Source organism: Acidimicrobiales bacterium (genome assembly GCA_036378675.1).
Classification (GTDB): domain Bacteria; phylum Actinomycetota; class Acidimicrobiia; order Acidimicrobiales; family Palsa-688; genus DASUWA01.
Map to the genome: position 1 here is coordinate 74804 of DASUWA010000019.1, position 19722 is coordinate 94525.

16 protein-coding genes and 1 tRNA gene are annotated in these 19722 nt (G+C 64.0%); 10 read left to right on the top strand and 7 right to left on the bottom strand.

The features are described 5' to 3' along the window. Positions 1-130: 130 nt before the first annotated feature. From VFZ97_07960 to VFZ97_07985, 6 genes are all read left to right on the top strand, one after another. Positions 131-2497, top strand: coding sequence for a phosphoketolase family protein (locus VFZ97_07960; GenBank protein HEX6393362.1), 2367 nt, complete (start codon positions 131-133; stop codon positions 2495-2497). Between the two features lie 13 nt (positions 2498-2510). After that, positions 2511-3614 (top strand): acetate/propionate family kinase, encoded by a 1104-nt coding sequence (locus VFZ97_07965; protein HEX6393363.1) that lies wholly within the window; start codon positions 2511-2513, stop codon positions 3612-3614. A gap of 229 nt (positions 3615-3843) precedes the next feature. After that, on the top strand, positions 3844-5106 hold the full coding sequence (locus VFZ97_07970) for a substrate-binding domain-containing protein (GenBank protein ID HEX6393364.1): 1263 nt from the start codon (positions 3844-3846) through the stop codon (positions 5104-5106). A gap of 127 nt (positions 5107-5233) precedes the next feature. Beyond that, on the top strand, positions 5234-6040 hold the full coding sequence (locus VFZ97_07975) for an ATP-binding cassette domain-containing protein (GenBank protein ID HEX6393365.1): 807 nt from the start codon (positions 5234-5236) through the stop codon (positions 6038-6040). Beyond that, positions 6027-7391, top strand: coding sequence for a hypothetical protein (locus tag VFZ97_07980; GenBank protein ID HEX6393366.1), 1365 nt, complete (start codon positions 6027-6029; stop codon positions 7389-7391). The genes VFZ97_07975 and VFZ97_07980 overlap by 14 nt, the downstream gene beginning before the upstream one ends. A 144-nt stretch (positions 7392-7535) precedes the next feature. Continuing rightward, a complete protein-coding gene (locus VFZ97_07985) occupies positions 7536-7949 on the top strand; it encodes a pyridoxamine 5'-phosphate oxidase family protein (protein ID HEX6393367.1) in 414 nt (137 codons plus the stop codon). 137 nt (positions 7950-8086) lie between these two features. Here the strand turns inward: VFZ97_07985 and VFZ97_07990 are convergent, their stop codons facing one another. The 4 genes from VFZ97_07990 to VFZ97_08005 all read right to left on the bottom strand — a co-directional run bounded on the left by VFZ97_07990 (position 8087) and on the right by VFZ97_08005 (position 11885). Next, positions 8087-8557 (bottom strand): pyridoxamine 5'-phosphate oxidase family protein, encoded by a 471-nt coding sequence (locus VFZ97_07990; GenBank protein ID HEX6393368.1) that lies wholly within the window; start codon positions 8555-8557, stop codon positions 8087-8089. A 373-nt stretch (positions 8558-8930) separates the two neighbouring features. Next, positions 8931-9003, bottom strand: a tRNA-Thr gene (locus VFZ97_07995). An 89-nt stretch (positions 9004-9092) separates the two neighbouring features. Further along, positions 9093-9356, bottom strand: coding sequence for a hypothetical protein (locus VFZ97_08000; protein HEX6393369.1), 264 nt, complete (start codon positions 9354-9356; stop codon positions 9093-9095). Positions 9357-9728: 372 nt separating this feature from the next. After that, the gene (locus VFZ97_08005; GenBank protein HEX6393370.1) at positions 9729-11885 is read right to left on the bottom strand and encodes an MMPL family transporter; all 2157 of its coding nucleotides are present in this window, start codon (positions 11883-11885) and stop codon (positions 9729-9731) included. A 167-nt stretch (positions 11886-12052) separates the two neighbouring features. Here VFZ97_08005 and VFZ97_08010 point away from each other — a divergent pair, with 167 nt between their 5' ends. Both VFZ97_08010 and VFZ97_08015 read left to right on the top strand, forming a co-directional pair. Further along, positions 12053-13294, top strand: a complete 1242-nt coding sequence (locus VFZ97_08010; protein ID HEX6393371.1) for a histidine kinase — start codon at positions 12053-12055, stop codon at positions 13292-13294. Next, entirely contained in the window at positions 13291-13977 is a 687-nt protein-coding gene (locus VFZ97_08015) for a response regulator transcription factor (GenBank protein HEX6393372.1), read from the top strand. The genes VFZ97_08010 and VFZ97_08015 overlap by 4 nt, the downstream gene beginning before the upstream one ends. Here the strand turns inward: VFZ97_08015 and VFZ97_08020 are convergent. From VFZ97_08020 to topA, 3 genes are read right to left on the bottom strand one after another with little or no spacing between them, the layout of a single operon-like run. After that, complete coding sequence (locus VFZ97_08020; protein ID HEX6393373.1) at positions 13946-15079, bottom strand: hypothetical protein; 1134 nt, start codon at positions 15077-15079, stop codon at positions 13946-13948. The two genes, VFZ97_08015 and VFZ97_08020, sit on opposite strands and share 32 nt — an antisense overlap. Then, on the bottom strand, positions 15069-15677 hold the full coding sequence (gene tmk, locus VFZ97_08025; protein ID HEX6393374.1) for a dTMP kinase: 609 nt from the start codon (positions 15675-15677) through the stop codon (positions 15069-15071). Before tmk ends, VFZ97_08020 begins: the two co-directional genes overlap by 11 nt. A gap of 14 nt (positions 15678-15691) precedes the next feature. Beyond that, positions 15692-18391, bottom strand: a complete 2700-nt coding sequence (gene topA, locus VFZ97_08030; protein ID HEX6393375.1) for a type I DNA topoisomerase — start codon at positions 18389-18391, stop codon at positions 15692-15694. 132 nt (positions 18392-18523) lie between these two features. Between topA and VFZ97_08035 the strand changes: the two genes are divergently transcribed. Together VFZ97_08035 and VFZ97_08040 are read left to right on the top strand one after the other, a co-directional pair. After that, positions 18524-19174 (top strand): DedA family protein, encoded by a 651-nt coding sequence (locus tag VFZ97_08035; protein HEX6393376.1) that lies wholly within the window; start codon positions 18524-18526, stop codon positions 19172-19174. Beyond that, positions 19171-19722: isocitrate lyase/phosphoenolpyruvate mutase family protein (locus tag VFZ97_08040; GenBank protein HEX6393377.1), on the top strand; the 552-nt coding region annotated here is incomplete at its 3' end. The genes VFZ97_08035 and VFZ97_08040, both read left to right, overlap by 4 nt.

Below are 19722 nucleotides of genomic sequence, written 5' to 3' on the forward strand. Positions count from 1 at the left end.
ACTAGGGCCGAGCTTTGAGGTGGATCCAAAGGCGAGGTAGCCACCAGATGAACAGTCCGCGACTGCGCGGGACATTACCCGTGCGGCGGATCATGTTCGCAAGCGGTTGCAACGGCGGCAAGCTGTGACCGTGACGATCGACATAACCGGGCGACAGTTGGCGCAACAGGAAGTTGACCTTCTCGATGCCTATTGGAGAGCCGCCAACTACCTGTCCGTAGGTCAGATCTACCTACTCGACAATCCCCTTTTGCGGGTTCCGCTCGAGTCACGGCATGTCAAGCCGAGACTTCTCGGCCATTGGGGCACTACACCCGGTATCAATTTCATCTATACACACCTGAACCGGGTGATTCGGAACTGGGACCTCAACATGATTTACGTGATGGGCCCCGGACACGGTGGTCCAGCGGCGGTCGCGAACGCGTACCTCGAGGGCACCTACAGCGAGGTGTACCCGCACATCAGTCGCGACGAGCCCGGCTTGAGGGCTCTGTTCCGCCAGTTCTCGTTTCCTGGCGGGATCCCGTCACACGTGGCTCCTGAGACGCCCGGATCGATTCACGAAGGGGGCGAGCTGGGTTACGCGCTGTCTCACGCTTACGGGGCGGTATTCGACAACCCTGACTTGGTTGTTGCTTGCATCGTCGGCGATGGCGAAGCCGAGACCGGGCCGCTCGCCACAAGTTGGCACAGCAACAAGTTCTTGAATCCAGTCTTCGACGGGGCCGTGCTTCCCATCCTCCACTTGAACGGCTACAAGATCGCCAACCCGACCGTGCTTGCTCGGATTGGCGACGAAGAGTTGACCGAGCTCATAGAGGGTTACGGCTTCGACGTGTCCTGGGTGTCCGGCGACGATCCCGACGTCATGCATCGAGATATGGCCACGACTCTCGATCACGTCATCGCCGAAATCGCCGACATCCAGCGCTCTGCCAGGCAAGGCGGCCGAGCCGGTAGGCCGCGCTGGCCCATGATCATCATGCGCACGCCAAAAGGCTGGACCGGTCCAAAGGAAGTTGACGGGGTACCCGTCGAGGGAACTTGGAGATCGCACCAAGTGCCCCTGGCAGAAGTGCGTACCAATCCGGACCACCTGGCTCAGCTCGAGAGGTGGCTCCGCAGCTACCGACCGGAAGAGCTCTTCGATGACACCGGGAGGCCAGTCCCGAATCTTTCGAGCGCCGCACCAACCGGAGAAAGGCGGATGAGCGCGAACCCCCACTCGAACGGTGGGATGCTTCTCCAAGACCTCGACCTGCCCGACTTTCGTCCTTACGGGGTCGAGGTTTCGAAACCGGCGACCACGTTCTCGGAAGCGACTCGCGTTCTCGGCACCTACCTGCGAGACGTCATACGAGACAACCCCCACTCCTTCCGGCTCTTCGGCCCCGACGAGACCAACTCCAATCGACTCCAGGCGGTCTTCGATGCGACTAACCGCCAGTGGGAGGGATCCATCCTTCCGACCGACGACCACCTCGCAAATGAAGGTCGAGTAATGGAGATCCTGTCCGAGCACCAGTGCCAGGGTTGGCTCGAGGGATACCTCCTCACCGGCAGGCACGGCTTGTTCAATTGCTACGAAGCGTTCATCCACATCATCGATTCGATGTTCAATCAGCACGCCAAGTGGCTGAAGACCACCCGGCACATACCGTGGCGGCGACCCCTTGCGTCGCTCAACTACCTGCTTTCCTCGCACGTGTGGCGCCAGGACCACAACGGGTTCTCGCATCAGGACCCGGGGTTCATCGATCACGTGGTCAACAAGAAGGCCGAGGTCATCCGGGTGTACCTGCCGCCGGATACCAATTGCCTATTGTCTGTCGCCGACCATTGCTTGAGAAGCCGGCAGTACGTGAATGTCATCGTCGCCGGCAAGCAGCCTGCGCTCAACTACCTATCGATGGACGCCGCGATCCTGCATTGCACCCGCGGCATCGGCATATGGGACTGGGCATCGAACGACGGGGGAGACCCCAACGTCGTGATTGCTTGCTGCGGAGACATCCCAACTCTCGAAGCACTCGCCTGCACCGCGATCCTGCGCAAGGAGATCCCCGACCTCCGCATCCGCTTCGTCAACGTCGTGGACCTGATGCGCCTCGAGCCCGAATCAGAGCACCCACACGGGATGACAGATACCGAGTTCGACGCCCTCTTCACGGCGGACCGCCCCGTCGTCTTCGCTTATCACGGTTATCCGTCGCTGATCCACCGGCTCACGTACCGACGAACAAATCACGCCAACCTTCATGTTCGCGGCTACAAAGAGGAAGGGACCACGACCACACCATTCGACATGGTGATGCTCAACGACCTCGACCGCTTCCACCTCGTGATAGACGTGATCGATCGCGTCCCTCGTTTGGGATCGAGCGCCGCCGGGTTGCGCCAGGAAATGGCCGATGCCCGGCTTCGGGCCCGCGCGTACACCCGCTCCGAGGGGGAGGACGCACCGGAGATCCGCGACTGGGTCTGGCCCTTCTGAGGCTCGAGCCATAGTGCGCGTGCTGGTCGTCAACGCCGGCTCATCGAGCTTGAAGCTGTCACTGATGGAGCGGGACCGGGCGCTCAGCGCGGAGTCGATCTCTGCGCCTGAGGAGAGGCTCGACACCCCGCGCCTGGAGCGCTTCATCCGATCGGTAGGGGAGGTCGAAGCGGTCGGGCACAGGATCGTGCATGGCGGGACCGAATTCACCGGACCGACGTTGATCGACGACAGAGTCCGCAACCGACTCGTCGCGCTGACGGATCTTGCCCCGCTGCACCAACCGAAGTCGCTCTTGGCTCTCGACTCGGTAACCGCGATAATCCCCGACCGACCCGCGGTGGCCTGCTTCGACACCGCCTTCCATTCCACCATTCCGGAGTACGCCGCAACCTACGCCTTACCAGCCGAGTGGCGCCGTCGCTGGCCGCTTCGCAGGTTCGGCTTTCACGGACTGTCCCACGCGTATGTATCGCGCCGGGCCGCAGAACTGATCGGGCGGCCAACCGGATCTCTTCGAATCGTGAGCTGCCATCTCGGCGCCGGCGCTTCGGTCGCCGCCATCGACGCAGGACGTTCAGTCGACACCACCATGGGCTTCACCCCGTTGGAAGGTCTGGTCATGGCCACGCGATCGGGAACCGTCGATCCCGGGCTCCTGCTGTGGTTGGAGCAGCATGCCGGAATGACGTCAGCCGAGCTGGCATCGAACCTCGAACACCGGTCGGGTCTGCTCGGTCTTGGAGGTAGCTCCGACCTCAAGTCTCTGCTCGAAGCGGAGCATAGAGGTGATCCCGACGCCTCCCTGGCGGTGGGTGTCTATCTCCACAGGCTGCGGTCTCTGGTCGGCTCGATGGCCGCGGCGATGAACGGCCTGGACGTTCTCGCATTTACGGGAGGCGTCGGCGAGCGTTCAGCTCCGATACGTCAGCGCACCGCCGATGGGCTGGGTTTCCTGGGCGTCGCAGTCAGCCCGAAGATCAACTCAGACCTCCGCTCGGACTCTGACATCAGTAGCGAGGGAGCGCGAGTTCGTACCGTGGTAGTCGAAGCAGGTGAGGACGTCGAAATTGCCGCACAGGTGGAAAGGTTGTTGACGAGCACCGGTCTTGCCTGACCAAAAGGGTCGCGAGTTACCTGTAACTTCGCTGAGAACGGGCGTTATCGACGTGCACCCTTCGGCTTTCGTCGAAAAGCATCGTCATCTTCCAGACTCCGAGGTAGTGTCCAAACCGCAGGGGGGAACAAGCTGCAAGGGCCTCGCGCCTCTACGGCACCCCATAGGAAAGCGTCGGGATACGAACATCGCGACGCCGGAAGCATGCCAGCAAATGAGGAGGGACTGCGTGCCAAACAAAAGATTCCACACCGTCGGCGGTATATCACTGGCGATCACACTGGGCCTAGCTGGCGCGGCGTGCTCATCGTCATCGAACAAGTCGACGACTTCACCGACGACGACCGCATCCAAGTCCGGGGTGCCCACGGGATTGAGTGTGTCGTCGTTCGACAGCTCTTTCTCGGAGATGTCGAAGTTCACCGGGCTGACGGCAGCCGGGAAAGGTCTGGTGGGTGTAATCCTCCCCGACACCACGTCCTCTACGAGATACGTCGATTTCGACGCGCCGTACCTGACCAAAGCCTTCCAGGCGGCCGGCTACACCTCGTCTAACTTCAAGATCGACAACGCGCAAGGCCAGGAAGCAACTGAGCTCGCAGACGCGCAAGCAGACATATCCCTTGGCGCGACCGTGCTCGTGTTCGACCCACTGAACAGTACGGTCGGGGCCCAAGTCGAACAGCTCGCATCGCAGCACGGTGTCAAGCTGATCAGCTACGACCGGGCAACGTTTGCCGGGACCAATACCTATTACGTGAGCTTCGACAACTTCAAGGTCGGCCAGCTCATCGGCAACGGCTTCCAGGACTGCGTCTCGGCGTGGAACGTGTCGAACCCGCAGGTGTTCGAGCTGAGTGGAGGCGAAGACACCGATCCGAACGCGGTCTCGTTCGCCCAGGGCTACAACTCGGTCATCTGGGGCCAGCAGTCCACTCCGTTGTCCGCCGGAGTGAAGAGCAGCAAGGGTTACACGCTGGTCGGCGAGCAAATCACCCCAAACTGGGTCAATGCCACCGGAGCGACCATCTTCCAGCAGCAATTCACCGCGCACCCGAATATCAACGCAACGGTCGAGGCCAACGACGGTCTGGCCAACGCGGTGATCAACGTTCTGAAGAACAAGGGCGTGGGTGCCAAGAAGATTCCGACCACCGGTCAGGACGCGACGCTGCAAGGGATGGAGTGGGTCCTCCAGGGCTACCAGTGCGGGTCTGTTTACAAGCCCATCTACCTTGAAGCCCAGGACGCCGTAGCGCTCGCAACGATCCTCCGGGCCAGCCAGACGCCTCCGTCCGGTCTAGTGAACTCCACGACCAGCCCGCCGGCCAACGTCGCAGGGAGCACCCAGCCGGCATCGCTGCTCACCCCGGTCTGGGTGACAAGTGCGAACATGGCGTCGACCGTCATCAAGGATCAGTTCGTCTCGGCGCAGTCGCTCTGTACCGCGGTTGGAAATGCTGCCTGCAGCGCAGCGGGCATTACCCCGTAAATACCTTTAGAGCCATACTCTGGCAGTAAGGGAAACGTGCACCCGGGCCGGCGCCGTCACCGGCGGCGGCGGTCCGGGATTCGCATCTCCATAGGGCGTACCCTTGTACGGCTAGGAAAGGGACGAGATGGCCGACGGAAACGGGGCGGAGCCCCTTCTGAGGATCAGAGGCCTCCACAAGAGCTTCGGACCCGTACAGGCGCTCGCAGACGTAAACATGGACCTGCCGGCCGGGTCGGTCACCGCCTTGGTCGGCGACAACGGAGCCGGTAAATCGGTGACCATCAAGACCATATCGGGGATATACGAACCTGACCGTGGCCAGTTCTACTGGGAAGGCCGTCCGATTCGGATCCGCAGCGCCCACGACGCCTCGATGTTGGGGATCGAGACCGTGTACCAGGACCTGGCGCTCGCGGACAATCTGGACATCGTGCAGAACATGTTTCTCGGGCGGGAAAGGCTCCGTCACCGTCTCCTCGACGAGGACGACATGGAGCGGGCCGCTGCAGAGACACTCGCCGGACTGAAGGTGACGACGGTCCGGTCCATCCGGCAGCCGGTCGGCTCGTTGTCCGGTGGGCAACGCCAATCGGTCGCGGTGGCCAAGGCGGTGATGTGGAACTCGAAGCTCGTAATAATGGACGAACCCACCGCTGCCCTCGGCGTGACCCAGACAGCCCAGGTGCTCGAGTTGATCCGGCGACTTCGGGATCGCGGGCTGGCGGTGATGGTGGTTTCACACAACCTCAACGACGTGTTCGCGGTCGCTGACCGCATCGTAGTCCTCTACCTTGGACGCACAGTCACCGAGGACAAAGCGTCCGCCTTCGACCGCCAAAGCGTCGTCGAATACATGACCACGGGCGGCGTCGGCATCCGAGCCTCGGCTTCCTCGGTCGCTGCGGGAGGTGCGGATCGTGGCTCAGACTGATCCAGACGTCAACCACGCGCCGACCGAGGTCGACGCCGTCACAGAAGCCGAAAAAGCAGCGCCGTCTCCGGAGGCAACCGCGCCGCTGGTCCCGGCTGAGGTGCTGGCGCAGACGCTCAACGAATACCTCCGCGCTCAATGGCTTCGCCTGAAAGGTGGGGAAAGCGGAATCCTCCCGGTCATCTTCGCCCTGATCGTCATCACCATCGTCTTCCAATCTGTAAGCCCTCACCACGTCTTCCTGTCGGCCGGGAACATCATCAACCTGTTCCAGCAGAGCGCTGTGTTCATGGTGCTCGCAATGGCGGAGATCTTTGCCCTGCTCCTGGGCGAGATCGATCTTTCGCTCGGCTTCCTCGGGCCCGTCGGCGGCGCTATCGCAGTGCAGTTGGTCCAGCCGGTCACGACGGACTGGCCCTGGTGGGCGGCGATCATCATCGCTCTTCTCGCCACTTCCCTCGTCGGTGCTGTCCAGGGTTCGCTCGTCACTCGTCTGCGCCTGCCTTCTTTCATCGTCACTCTCGCGGGACTGCTCATATTCAACGGCGTGTTACTCATCGTCCTCGGGTTCGGGCCGTTCTCCGGCTACCCAAGCCTCAACGGCCGGAGCGCCAATCTCCGCTACCTCTACAACTTGATGTGGGGTCACGTGACGCCCGCGGCAGGGTGGGCGATCATGATCGTGATCGTGGCGCTGTTCGGTCTGCGGGTCTTTCTCCGGGATGAACGCCGGCGCAGAAGTGGGCTCGTCGCGCCGCCCCGGAGCCTCTCGGTGATCAAGATCGCGTTCGTCGCCGCCATCGGCGTGGTTCTGGTGCTGGTATGCAATTTGAACCGGGCGCACATCGGAACTCTGAGAGGGGTCCCGTTCTTCGTGTTCATCGTCCTGGGGATATTGGTGGCCTGGTCGTTCCTGCTCCAACGCACTCGCTACGGCCGCTACATATATGCCATCGGAGGAAACCCCGAAGCAGCGAGGCGCGCCGGAGTCAATGTCGCGATGATTCGCACCTGGGCCTTCGTTCTCTCCGGCTTGACCGCTGGAATCGCGGGAATTCTCTATGCCTCCCAGCTGGGCGGCGAGTCGAACAACGTGAACGGCGGCCAGTTGGTCCTCTACGCCGTGGCAGCGGCAGTCATCGGCGGGACGTCACTCTTCGGTGGACGCGGCAAGGCGTCCCATGGCGTGATCGGCGGACTGGTGATCGGCGGGATCTACAACGGCATGTACCTGCTCGGTCTCGCGGTCCAGTGGGAGTTCATCGTCACCGGAGCGGTGCTTCTCTTCGCAGTGGTCGTCGACGCGGTTTCCCGGCGTAGTTCGACGGCGGGATCTGTCGGCCACGTATAGAGCCCGCCGAACCGCTGCTTATGTGCAGGCGAGCACTGAGGTCAAGCCTCGTCGCAAGGCCAAGTCACGCGGGTCGCCTTCATCTCACGGTTGTGGGACTTCCGACTCTGTTGCGAACCGATCCGATTAGGGCATCTTCAAGGCATGTGGGTCGACGAACGGGGATCGGACGTGTTGGGACCTGCCGAGTGCCACCAGTTGCTCGCCATTGGCGCCCGCCGCCACCTGCCCGGCCACCTCGGCATTCCTGATCTCGATGCACCGACCGTCTTACCGGTTGACTATCTGGTGGACGGGCACGATGTCTTGATACGTGTTGGTGAGAGTCTTTTCGCCAGGGTCGAGGGGAAGTTGGTGGCTTTCGAGGTTGAGGCCCCCGACGATGACAGGCCTTGGAGTGTCCTGGTGAAAGGGCTCGCCCTTCCCGAAGCATTCGAAGCCGTCCCCGGGAAGGTGCCGGTCCCGAGAGCAGCAAGGCCGGGTCATCGCTTGGTAAGGATTCGCTCGGATGCCGTGACCGGCCGGCGGCTTGGGCAGCGTCCCGCAGTGCCCTGGTAGTTCGAGACTGACGTGGACGGAAACTCCGGGAGGGAGTGGTGGCGCCCGGATGCAACAAACCTAAATGAGAGACAGACCGAGCGCTGACTTCCGCGAAGCGTTAGAGCCGTTGGACTCAGTAGCACCGCCGGTATTTGTCATCGGGGAATGCTCGGCTCCGGGCGGTCGCGAGGGTCTGCTGCGCGGATACGGCGGCCACTGATCGAGTCCGCAACTATCCGAACTAGGTGATCCTTCGGTCCGGGTGCCCACGGTCGAGGGGCCACGGCTTGAAGTGCGTTGACGAGCTCAGGATTGGTGTCCGGTAGTACTTCGCGTGCGGCACCGCGGATCAGAACGCTCCAGCCGGTGTTGGTCGCCAGGTCGAACTCGTCGACCTCGAAACTGACATTGTTACGGTGAGTCGCCCATAGCTTGGTGCCCGGCGCGGTTCTGAATATCACCCCGTGGGCGACCACCGCATGATTGACCGGGAAAACGAGTGGATAGTGGCCAACTATCACCGCGAACCGGCCGACCGGTTGGCTAGCAAGCAGCCGCCAGCACACGGCCTCCTCGATCTCTTCGAGGTCACCGAGGTCCGGGAGGTGTTGGGCTTCAATCGTCATCGCCGAGTCCTAATTGCCGAGGGGCGCTTCAGCAGGACGACCGGTACGTCCCCTCGAAGCTCCGTGAAATCGGCCGCCCAATATTCCCAAGACTGCATCAGTGTGCTCCTTCGTTCGAAGTTCTTGCCGTCCGTCGGCCGCGGGTCCGGCCATCCTCCTTGCTCTCGTCTTAGGATCCTCCGGCGACCGCCGCTCTGCCAGAGTCGAAGGTCTCCATTCCGAACATCAGACATCCGGAATGACCGACCTCGTCTTCCGAACTCAGAGCCGTAGCGGGCGACCCGAATCGGAACAGGCTCTCGCCGCAAGCTAAAGGGGTCGGATCCGCCTGATCACCCCCGCCCGCTCCCGTGGGATTGATCCCACCGGTACGAGCCCGAGAGGGGAATCGAACCCCTGACCTACGCATTACGAGTGCGTTGCTCTGCCGGCTGAGCTACTCGGGCAGTTTGCCTGGAAACTGTGACTCTAGCTCCGCGAGCAGCCAGGGAATCACGCTTGGGCGGCCCCCGCCGAGAGCCGACCGGTGAGGAGGTTACGCGGGAACGCGGGGCGTCTGAGCCGTGATCTCGGCCCAAACCAGTGACGACGCCAGGTCGTAAGTGACATCCAGCCGCTGCCGTACCGCTTCGATCGCCTCGGACAGCGACTTGCCGCAATGGGTCTCCTCCCAAGCGAGCTCGTACGGCGAGGGATAGGAGGTCACCTCGGAGACTCGTTCCTTCTCTGGGATGAACTTCACTGGATCGAACACCACTGGCCTCCTTTCCCAAGCGACCCGCCGGGGAACCGATGTCACGATCTGATCATCGACCTTTCTACTCACCGACTTAGCAACGCCCAATCAACCCTGCCCCAAACCGTACAAGGACGCAGCCCGATTCCCGGTGGATCCAGCACGAATGTCCGACTTGTCCACGCCAAATGGCCGCCCTTCGCGGGCGGCCAGCTTCTGTCGGTGAATTTATGGAAGGCGCAGGTCCGGCCGGTTGCGCCTGGTGGTTGCGGGAGTGTGCCTCTACGTCCGGGCGTGGATTTCAGCTGTGAATGGCCGAAATCCACGCCCAAACGAGGAAGTTACGCCCAAAGCGATACGGATCCGGGGCGCACGATGGACCAGAGGACCCAAAGGACCCAAAGGACCCAAAGGACCCGGAGGATACGGATGCGCTTACCGCTCCCCGGCCCCGACGAGCACCGGCATCGGCTCACCCGGTTCGGGCACCTCGTCGATCGCCGGCGGCGTGCGGACGAACAGCGCCTTCGCAACCCAACCGGGCAGGTACCAGTTCCATTTGCCTAGTACTCCGACAAGAGCGGGGACCAGGAGGGAGCGGACGACGACGGCGTCGAGGAGTATTCCGGCGCCAAGACCCGTCGCCATGACCTTCAGGTCGGTCATGCCGGCAGTGGACAACGACAGGAAGCCGAGGAACAGGATGAGCGCTGCGCTCGTGACCAACCGGCCGGTTCTTCCAATGCCGGTCACAACCGCTTCGTCTGTTGACCCCGTGCGGTCGTACTCCTCGCGTATGCGAGAGAGGATGAAGACCTCGTAGTCCATCGACAAGCCGAACAGGAACGCGAACACCATGATCGGAACCCAAACGGTGATTGAACCGGTTGCCGGGACCGACCACAAAGCGTTGCTTCCGTGGCCTTCCTGCCAAACGAACACCATGATCCCGTAAGCGGCAGCCACCGACATCATGTTGAAGACCACCGCCTTCGCGGCGAGGACGATCGAGCGGAACGCCCGGGTCAGGAGAAGCAATGTGGCTATTCCGATAAGGGTGAGCATCAGCGGGAACGATCCGTAGACGGCGTGGATGAAGTCAACTTGCCCTGGTCCGGGACCACCGACCCCGATCACGCCCGGCAGGTGCGACGCGGTTGCACGCACTGCCGAGATGGTCGCGCCGCCCGAGCTGGAGCTCGGCTCGCCGGATGCGAGCACCTCGACGATGGTCGTGCCGCCTCGGTGGAAATCCGGGGCGTTGGAGACCGCCGCCGTGTAGACACCATTTACTTGAGCGAGCCTGCCAGCAACCGCCTGTGCCTGCGAGTCCTGAACCAGAACATCGATTGGCTCGATGACGCCGGTCGGGACACCACCCTGCTGGAGCGTTGTGAGAGTTGCGTGGGCGGCTCCCTTCTGTGCAAGCGCTGATGTCTTGGGCTCTCCGAGGTTGAGAGCGAACACCGGAATAATCAGCGCGACCAGAATCGCGGCACCGATGAACGCCCCGGAGTTGCGGTGCCGCAACACGAGCCGGGCCCATCCAGACCACGGCCGGCTGGCGTGAACCTCCCGCCGGAGCCTGGGGCGGTCGAGGAACGGGCCGGCGCTGGCGAGCAGCGCCGGCAACAGGGTCAGCGCCACCGCGATCGACACGATGGGGATGAGAAAACCGGCAACCCCGATGTTTGCAAGAAATGAGACAGGAAGAACTACCAGAGCAAGAAGGCTCACACCCACGGTGAGACCGGAGAACACCACCGCCCGCCCGGCCGTGTTCATGGCCCTTGTAACAGCCTCCTCGTTCGCGTACCCGTGTGCGCGCTCCTCCCGCCATCGAGTCACGACGAGCAGGGCGTAGTCGATAGCGACGCCCAAGCCGATCAGCGCGATGAGGAACTCGACGATGATGCTGACCGTGGTGACATGCGTCAGCCCCCCGACGATCAGAAAAGTCGTGGGTATCGCGACAATCGCCATCAACAGCGGGACGAAAGCGATGAAGCTCGCGAACACGAACGCGAGAACGGCAAGCGATCCGAGCCCGCCGAGCATCGTCTCGGTCAGCGCGCTGCTGCCCTTCGACGACCCGCCGTTCTCGAGCTGGGCTAGCCCGGTCACGCCGCTGTTCCAACCCGCCGGTGACGCCGATTGCGCGGCGGAGCTCACCGCCGAGGTGCGGGTGTCCTTGAAGCCGTTTGCCTCTCGAGGGGTAAAGATCAGCCCGAAGCTGGTTTGCCCGTCCTTGGTGGCAAACGCCCTGTCACCGGTGTTGAGCTGGTCGGCATAACGCGACCCCGGAACGGCAGCCGCCGAGGCGGCGAGGACTCGGTCCGCGACCACCGGGTCGGCCTTGGTGCCCGGAGGGGACGTGACCGATACGACGATCGGGACGGTCTGGGCACCGTTGTGGTACAGCGCCTGGATCTTGCTGTCCGCAATGTAGCTCGGCTGTCCGGGCAGCTTGAACTCGGTCGAAAGCCTTTTCGTCGTCGAGCCGAGCGTCGCGAAACCGGCGAGGGTGAGCAGGAGCCAAGCAACCATCACCGATCGGCGATGGGCGAGGACGAATGTGGTCAGTCGTTGCATGTCGAAGATCCTGGCTAAGAGCAGGCTGTGAGTCGTCAGCCTGAGGGTGGTTTTCCGTCTCCATCCACGGGAGGGTGCTTGCCTGCCGGGCGTACTCCCGGCGCGGTACCCCTATTGACTCCCGGGAGACGACGAAGTAATCGGTCGTCAGGGTTTAGCCTTCCGCCATGCAACATCCAGCTTGGGCGCGCGTCCGCTCGCGTGTCCACGATGCAGTGCTGGCAATAGCCATTGCCGGCATCGCCCTGGCTGGGTCGTTGGGCGAAGAGACACCGAAGCAACACGTCACGGCCTCGGAATTGCGGTTCCTGCAGTCTCACCAGCCGCACTTCGCCTACTCGCTCGTGGTGCTCGCCGGCCTGGCGGTCTTCTGGCGCCGGCAGTGGCCGGTTGCGGTTCTGGCGGTGACGGTGGCGCTGACGGCTGCGTACGCGGCGGCCGGGTTCGTTCCCGGAGCCGTACTGCTGGCGGTGTACGTCGCTCTGTACTCGGTTGCCAGAATCGAGCCGCGCACGACCGCGATTGCGGGCGGAACGGTGACGGCTGTGACCCTTTTCATAGCAACAGGGGCTGGAGGCCCGTTTGGCTGGCTCGGAGGCACCAACACGGTCATGGTCGTTTGCGTCATCGCAGCGGTTGCCATAGGCCTGGCGGTCGCGGCGAGACAGCAGGTCTTTGTCACCATGCAGGAGCGCGCGGAACGCGCCGAGCGCGAGCGTGAGGAAGAAGCTCGCCGTCGGGTGGACGCCGAGAGGCTTCGCATCGCACGCGAGTTGCACGACGTTGTCGCCCACACGATGTCCATGATCAACATCCAGGCGGGAGTGGCTGCGCACGTTCTTGGCGAGCGCCCGGAGCAAGCCGCACAGGCGCTCACCGCGATCAAGGAAGCTAGCCGGGAAGGTCTCCGTGAGCTTCGGGCGGTGCTGAACGTGCTTCGGAAGGTCGAGGAATCCGAGGACACGGCGCCGGCGCCGCGCCTGGACCAGCTCGCTGCTCTGCTCGACGCGACAAACCAGGCCGGTATCCGCACCTCCCTGAGCTTCGAAGGAATACGGCCGCCGTCTCTGCCGGAGGGGCTCGAGCTGGCCGCTTACCGGATAATCCAGGAGTCGCTCACCAATGTCCTGCGGCATGCGGGTCCAGGTGCGTGCGCCACGGTCAGGGTCTCGTTTCAATCGGGCCGGCTAGTGATCGACGTCGAGGACGACGGCAAACCGGCTCTCGTCACGGCGGGGTCCGTTGCAGGAGCAGGAGTCGGCGCGGGGGCGGGGATACCAGGCATGCGAGAGCGGGCATCCGCCTTCGGCGGAAGCGTCGCCGCCGGTCCCCGCGACGGTGGAGGTTGGAGAGTTACCGCGGTGCTGGAGGTGCCGGGCGGCGAACAGATCCGGCAATCCGGCCGATGATCCGCGTGCTGCTCGCGGACGATCAGACCCTCATTCGTGCCGGTCTCAGGGTTCTGATCGATTCTGACAACGAATTGGAAGTGGTCGGTGAGGCCACCGACGGTGCCGACGCCGTCGAACTGGCTTCAAGACACCATCCGGATGTCGTCTTGATGGACATTCGCATGCCGGGGATGGATGGGCTGGAAGCCACGAGAAGGATCTGCTCGGACACGGCCCTCAACTCGACCAAGGTGGTCATCCTCACGACCTTCGAAGCGGACGAGTATGTGTTCGACGCCTTGCGCGCTGGAGCGAGCGGGTTCCTGCTCAAGGACACCGAACCCGCGGACCTGCTGTCGGCGGTGCGAGTCGTAGCAGGCGGGGACGCGCTGTTGTCGCCAAGCGTCACCCGCCGGCTGATCGAGCAGGTCGTCGTCACCTCTCGATCCCCGAGCACAACGACGTCGGACCCGCGCAAGCTCGAGGCGTTGACCGACCGGGAGCGGGAGGTCCTCACTCTCGTCGCATCGGGTTTGACCAACGACGAAATCGCCAGCGAGCTGTACCTCAGTCCGCTGACCGCCAAAACCCACGTGAGCCGCATTCTCAGCAAGCTGGGCGCTCGCGATCGTGCACAGCTGGTGGTAATCGCCTACGAGACCGGTCTGGTCAGCCCCGGAGGGGGATCCTCCCGAGCTTGACGAGCAAGGCTTGCAACGCGAGAAGCTCTCCAGGGTTGTACTGGAGATCCTCTCCCAGCTGATCTATGGCAGAAACTGACTCGATCGCGACGCGAGCGGCAGGTGTTCCGGTGGACGACGCCAGCCTTTCGCGGTAGGCGCCAGCTAGGACCCCGAGCCCCGCGCGCAATTCGTCGGTCCGCTGGCGACGCGCTTCGCGGCGCTGCTTCTCCTCGAGCTCCTTCAAGCCGGACGTAAGCACCGCCTTTGACGCGCGGCCTCCACCACGGGACCGGCCGCTCCCGGAACCGCTGACCGCAGCCGCCCGCGCGTTTCGCTCTTCGAGAGCTTCCCTTTCCGCGACGTGGCGGGTGTTCAACGGCGCCACGCTGGCTTCCAGGAGAGCGACGAGCTCATCGGCGATCACGGCCGCGGTCGCACCTGTTCCGTCCAGACGCGACGGCACCGACAACCAGGCCTGTCGCCTCACCTCGAACCCGTCGTCAGCTGCCAGCAGCCGGGCGCGGTCGAGCCGGCCGCTCGATAGCTCCGCTAGCTGACGCGCTCTGTCCCTCTGTACGCCGGACGCTTCGAGCGCCGCTGCGATCTGGGCGTCGGACAGGGCTTCGAAGTCGACCCGCACGCACCTGCTTGCGATCGTCACCAACTCCGGTGGGATGTAATCGGCGAGGATCACGAAGATCGTCGTTGCGGGCGGCTCTTCGATCGTTTTCAGCAGCGCCGGCCCGGACTCCTTGACCAGGTGGAAGTCGTGGAGGATGACGACCTTTCGGTCGCGTTCGACCGGGCTGGTGGCCGCGATGCGGGTTACCTCTCTCGCGGTGTCGATGCTGATCGATGCGCCTTCACGTTCGACCTCGACGACATCGGGATGGATGCCCGCGAGGGCCCGTCTGCATGCGTCACATGTTCCGTCCGGGGGCGTCGATCCGCACAGAAGCGAGGCCGCGAACGCGCGGGCGGCTTCCGCCTTACCGGTACCTGGCGGGCCGACGAACAGATAGGCGTGAACCGGTCGCAGGGCGGCTGCGGAGAGAATCGCGACAGCTCGTTCCTGGCCGACAACGTCGCGGTACAGCGCAGCAGGCGTGTTAGGCGCCACCTTGCACCGCCTTCCAGACCCGTGCGGCTACTTCGTCGATCGACCCGCTGCCGTCGACGACCCGCCAGCGCGGATCGGCCAAAGCTTGCGACTCGTAACCGTCTCGAACTCTCGAAAAGAACTCGGCCCCCTCCGCCTCCATCCTGTCCGGAGATCCGCGTTCGGCAAGACGGGATTCGGCGAGTTCGGACGCGATGTCGAGAAGGATCACCGTATCGGGCTCCACGCCCGCCGACGCCCATCGGGAGAGATCAGCGAGTTCCTTCGGATCGAGCCCGCGCCCGTACCCCTGATAGGAGACGGTGCTGCCCGAGAAGCGATCACACACGACGTCGCGTCCTGATGAAAGTGCGGGCTCGATCACTTCGGCAACATGCTGGGCACGCGCAGCGAGCAGCACCAGGACCTCGGTTCGGTCCGCGAGCCGTTCGGCGGAGAGGTCGAGCACCAGGGCGCGCAGCCGCTCCCCTGTCGCGGTCCCGCCGGGCTCCCGGGTGAGCACGGCACCTAGGCGCGACGCGAGGATGGCGGCCTGGGTGGACTTCCCGCTTCCCTCGCCACCCTCGAAAACGATGAAACGTCCTCTCTGGTCGCGCACGAGGCTCTCGTCGGTCAGCTCCCCGCCTGCCTTGTCGACGTTTGCTTCTTGGCGCCAGCCTTCTTTGTCGAGCCCGCCTTCTTCGTCGATGCAGCCTTCTTCGTCGATGCAGCCTTCTTCGTCGAGCCGCTCGCCTTTCTGCCTCGACCGGGCCTGGGGGGAGCGCTGCGTCGCTCGGCGAGAAGCTCCTGGGCCCTTTCTGGCGTCATGCCCTCCACCGTGTCGCCCTTGCGGAGAGACGCGTTCGTGGTTCCGTCGGTCACATACGGACCGAAGCGGCCTTCTTTCAGAACAATCGGAGTTCCGGTCGCCGGGTCGGTTCCAAGCTCCCGGAGGGGGGCAGCGCCTGCAGCACGTCCGCGACGAGTTTTGGGTTGCGCGAACAGGGCCAGCGCCTCGTCGAGCGTGACGGAGAACAGACGGTCCTCCGACTCGAGAGATCTGGTGTCCTTGTCCTTCTTGAGATACGGGCCGTAGCGCCCGTTGCTGGCGACTATCTCCTGTCCATCCGCTGGGTCGACTCCGACAACTCGCGGCAGCGTCAGCAGGCGAAGCGCGTCGTCGAGAGAGATAGTCGTGGGATCCATGGTCTTGAACAAAGACGCCGTCTTCGGGCGCCCGTCGCCCTCCGGCACCTCACCGACCTGCACGTAGGGACCGAACCGCCCGGCCTTGACGACCACGTCCTGTCCCGACTCAGGATCGACCCCCAGCACCCGGTCGGACGAGCCTGCCTCGAGCAACTGAACGGCCCTCTCGAGGGTGAGCTCGTCGGGAGCGAGATCCTCCGGAATCGGGGCCCGTTCGTCCTCGCTCCGCTGTACGTAAGGCCCGTAGCGACCGACCCTTACGACGACTCCCGAGTCCGCGCCGCCGATCGGGATGGAGTTGACCTCCCTGGCGTCGATCTCACCCAGGTTGTGCGACACCAGCTCCTTCAACCCGACTCGCCCGTTGCCGAAGTAGAACCGGCTCAACCAGGGGACGCCCTCCTGATCCCCCCGAGCGATCTCGTCGAGGTCGTCCTCCATCGAGGCGGTGAAGCCGTAGTCGACGAGATCCGAGAAATGCTGCTCGAGCAACCCCACCACCGCGAACGCGGTCCACGACGGGACCAGCGCGGAACCCTTCTTCCACACGTAGCCGCGGCCCTCGATGGTGTCGAGGATGCTGGCGTACGTCGAGGGACGACCGACACCCATCTCCTCCATCGCCTTGACAAGCGACGCCTCCGTGTAGCGGGCGGGCGGCTGCGTGGTGTGCCCTTCGGGCTCGAGGGCTATGACCGTGAGCCGGTCTCCCTCGGCGAGGGGCGGCAGCCGAACCTCGCGGTCCTCCAGCTCGGCGTCGGGATCGTCGGAACCTTCCACATACGCCCTCAGAAAACCGGGGAAGGTGATCACTCTCCCACTGGCGCTGAACTCTGCGTCCTCGCCTGCGGATGAGATCGCGCCGAGTCGCGCAACTACCGACTGCCCCTGCGCGTCGGCCATCTGGGAGGCCACGGTACGCATCCAGACCAACTCGTACAGGCGGCGCTGGTCCCCGTGAAGTCCGGTCTGGTCGGGCGTGTTCCACGTGTCGCCGGCGGGCCGGATCGCTTCGTGGGCCTCTTGCGCGTTCTTGACCTTGTTGTCGTAACGCCGTGGTTTCGACGGGAGGTACTCGTCTCCGTAGAGGGCCTTCGCCTGGCCGCGGGCGGCCTGAAGGGCCTCCGAAGACAGGGTCGTCGAGTCCGTGCGCATATAAGTGATGTAGCCCGACTCGTAGAGCTCTTGGGCGACGCGCATCGTGCGGGCCGCCGAGAACCGGAGCTTTCGGCCGGCCTCCTGTTGGAGGGTGGACGTCATGAACGGAGGGTGAGGGGTTCTCCGCCAAGGCTTCTCCTCGACCGAGCGAACCCGGAACTCCGACCCGGAGAGCCGATCGACGAGACCGGTGGCCCCCGCCTCGTCCAGCCTGACGACTGCGGTCCGGGCGAGCTTCCCGCTCTCGTCGAAGTCCTTGCCCGTAGCGAGGCGTTTGCCGTCGAGCTCGACAAGGCCGGCGGGGAAAGCCGAGGTGTCCCCGGACGCGTCGTTCGAGAATGTCCCGGACAGGTCCCAGTAGGACGCGGCCCGGAAGCGCATCCGCGCCCGCTCTCGCTCGACAACAAGCCGGGTCGCGACCGACTGGACACGACCCGCCGAGAGACCTGCGCTGACCTTCTTCCACAGAACCGGGCTCACCTCGTAGCCGTACAGCCGGTCGAGGATCCGCCGGGTCTCCTGGGCGTCGACCAACCGCCGGTCCAGCTCCCGCCAGTCGCGCACCGACCGTTCGATGGCCGACCTGGTGATCTCGTGGAACACCATCCTCTTGACGGGGATCGTGGGTGCGAGCACCTCCAGGAGGTGCCACGCGATCGACTCGCCCTCCCGGTCCTCGTCGGTGGCGAGGAACAGCTCGCTGGCGTCCTTCACCAGGGACTTCAGCTTCTTGACCTGGTCCTTCTTGTCACGGGTGACCACGTACAGGGGCTTGAAACCGTTGTCGACATCGACCCCGAGACGCGCCCATGTCTCCCCCTTGTACGCCGGCGGGACATCGGCGGCGTTACGAGGCAGGTCCCGGATATGGCCGATCGACGACTCGACGTGGAAGTCGGAACCGAGATATCTGGCGATTGTCTTCGCCTTGGCCGGTGACTCGACGATTACAAGTGGCTTGGGCATGTCTTGTATAGAGGTATCAGGAAAAAGGACTCAGGTCGTCGCTTGGACGCCCGCTCGGCGGACAAGGTACTGCGGCGGTGGCCGATCGAGGCGCGAGGGTGCCTGGACGGGTACCCGGTAGCATCGCCGGTCGTGGGTGCCACGACAATTCTGAACTGGTTCGGCGCTGCATTGCCCTTCGGAGTCCTCCTGGTGCTCTTCGCCGAAACGGGAATCCTCCTCGGGATAGTGCTCCCGGGCGACACCCTCCTCATCACAGCGGGCCTCTGGGCGGCAGATACCCACGGTCACCACCCTCATCCCAACATCACGCTCCTCGTTGTCTGCGCAGCCATCGGAGCGGTCACCGGAGCCCAGGTGGGTTACGTGCTGGGCCGCCGGGTCGGGGCCCCGTTGTTCCAGAAACCCGATTCCCGGCTGTTCAAGCGCCGCTACGTCGACCGGGCGGAGGACATCTTCCGGCGGTACGGAGAGGGCAGGGCTGTGGTTATCGCCCGTTTCGTACCTGGGATCCGCACCCTCATGAACCCCCTTGCGGGCATTCTGGAGATGCCGGCCCGGTCGTTCGCCTTCTGGCAGGTTTCCGGCGGGCTGGTGTGGAGCGTCGGGGTCACCCTGGCCGCCTACGGCGTAGGCCAGTCCATACACAACCTCGACCACTACCTGATCCCGATCGCAGTCGCGGTTGCTGTGATCTCGCTGATCCCAGTGGTCGTGGAGCTGCGCAGGGCGAGGACCGAGGAGCGGCAGAAAGCGGAGCCGGAGAAGGTCACCCAGCCGTGACGTCGCAGCCGGAGAAGGCGGCTCGTTTCCTGGAGTTGCACCGGCCTGGCGATCCGCTGCTCATGCCGAACCCTTGGGACGTCGGGTCGGCGAAGCTGCTGGCGTCCCTCGAATTTCAGGCACTCGCCACGACCAGCGGAGGCTTCGCTGCGACGCTCGGGCGGCTGGACGGGAACGTGACTCGCGCCGAGGCGATCGCGCACGCCACCACGATCGTCGCCGCTGTCGACCTTCCTGTTTCGGCCGATCTGGAGAACTGCTTCGCCGACCATCCCGAGGGCGTTGCCGAAACTGTTCGTTTCGCGGTCGCCGCAGGGCTTGTCGGGTGTTCCGTAGAGGACTGGTCGGGCACCGAGTTGTACGCCGGCGACCTCGCTCGCGAGCGGGTCGCCGCTGCCGTCGAAGTCGCTCACGCCGGCGACCTCCATTTCGTCGTCACCGCCCGGTGCGAGAACTATCTCCGCAACCGCCCGGACCTCGCTGCGACGATCGCCAGGTTGCAGTCGTTCCAGGAGGCCGGTGCCGATGTTCTGTACGCCCCAGGGATC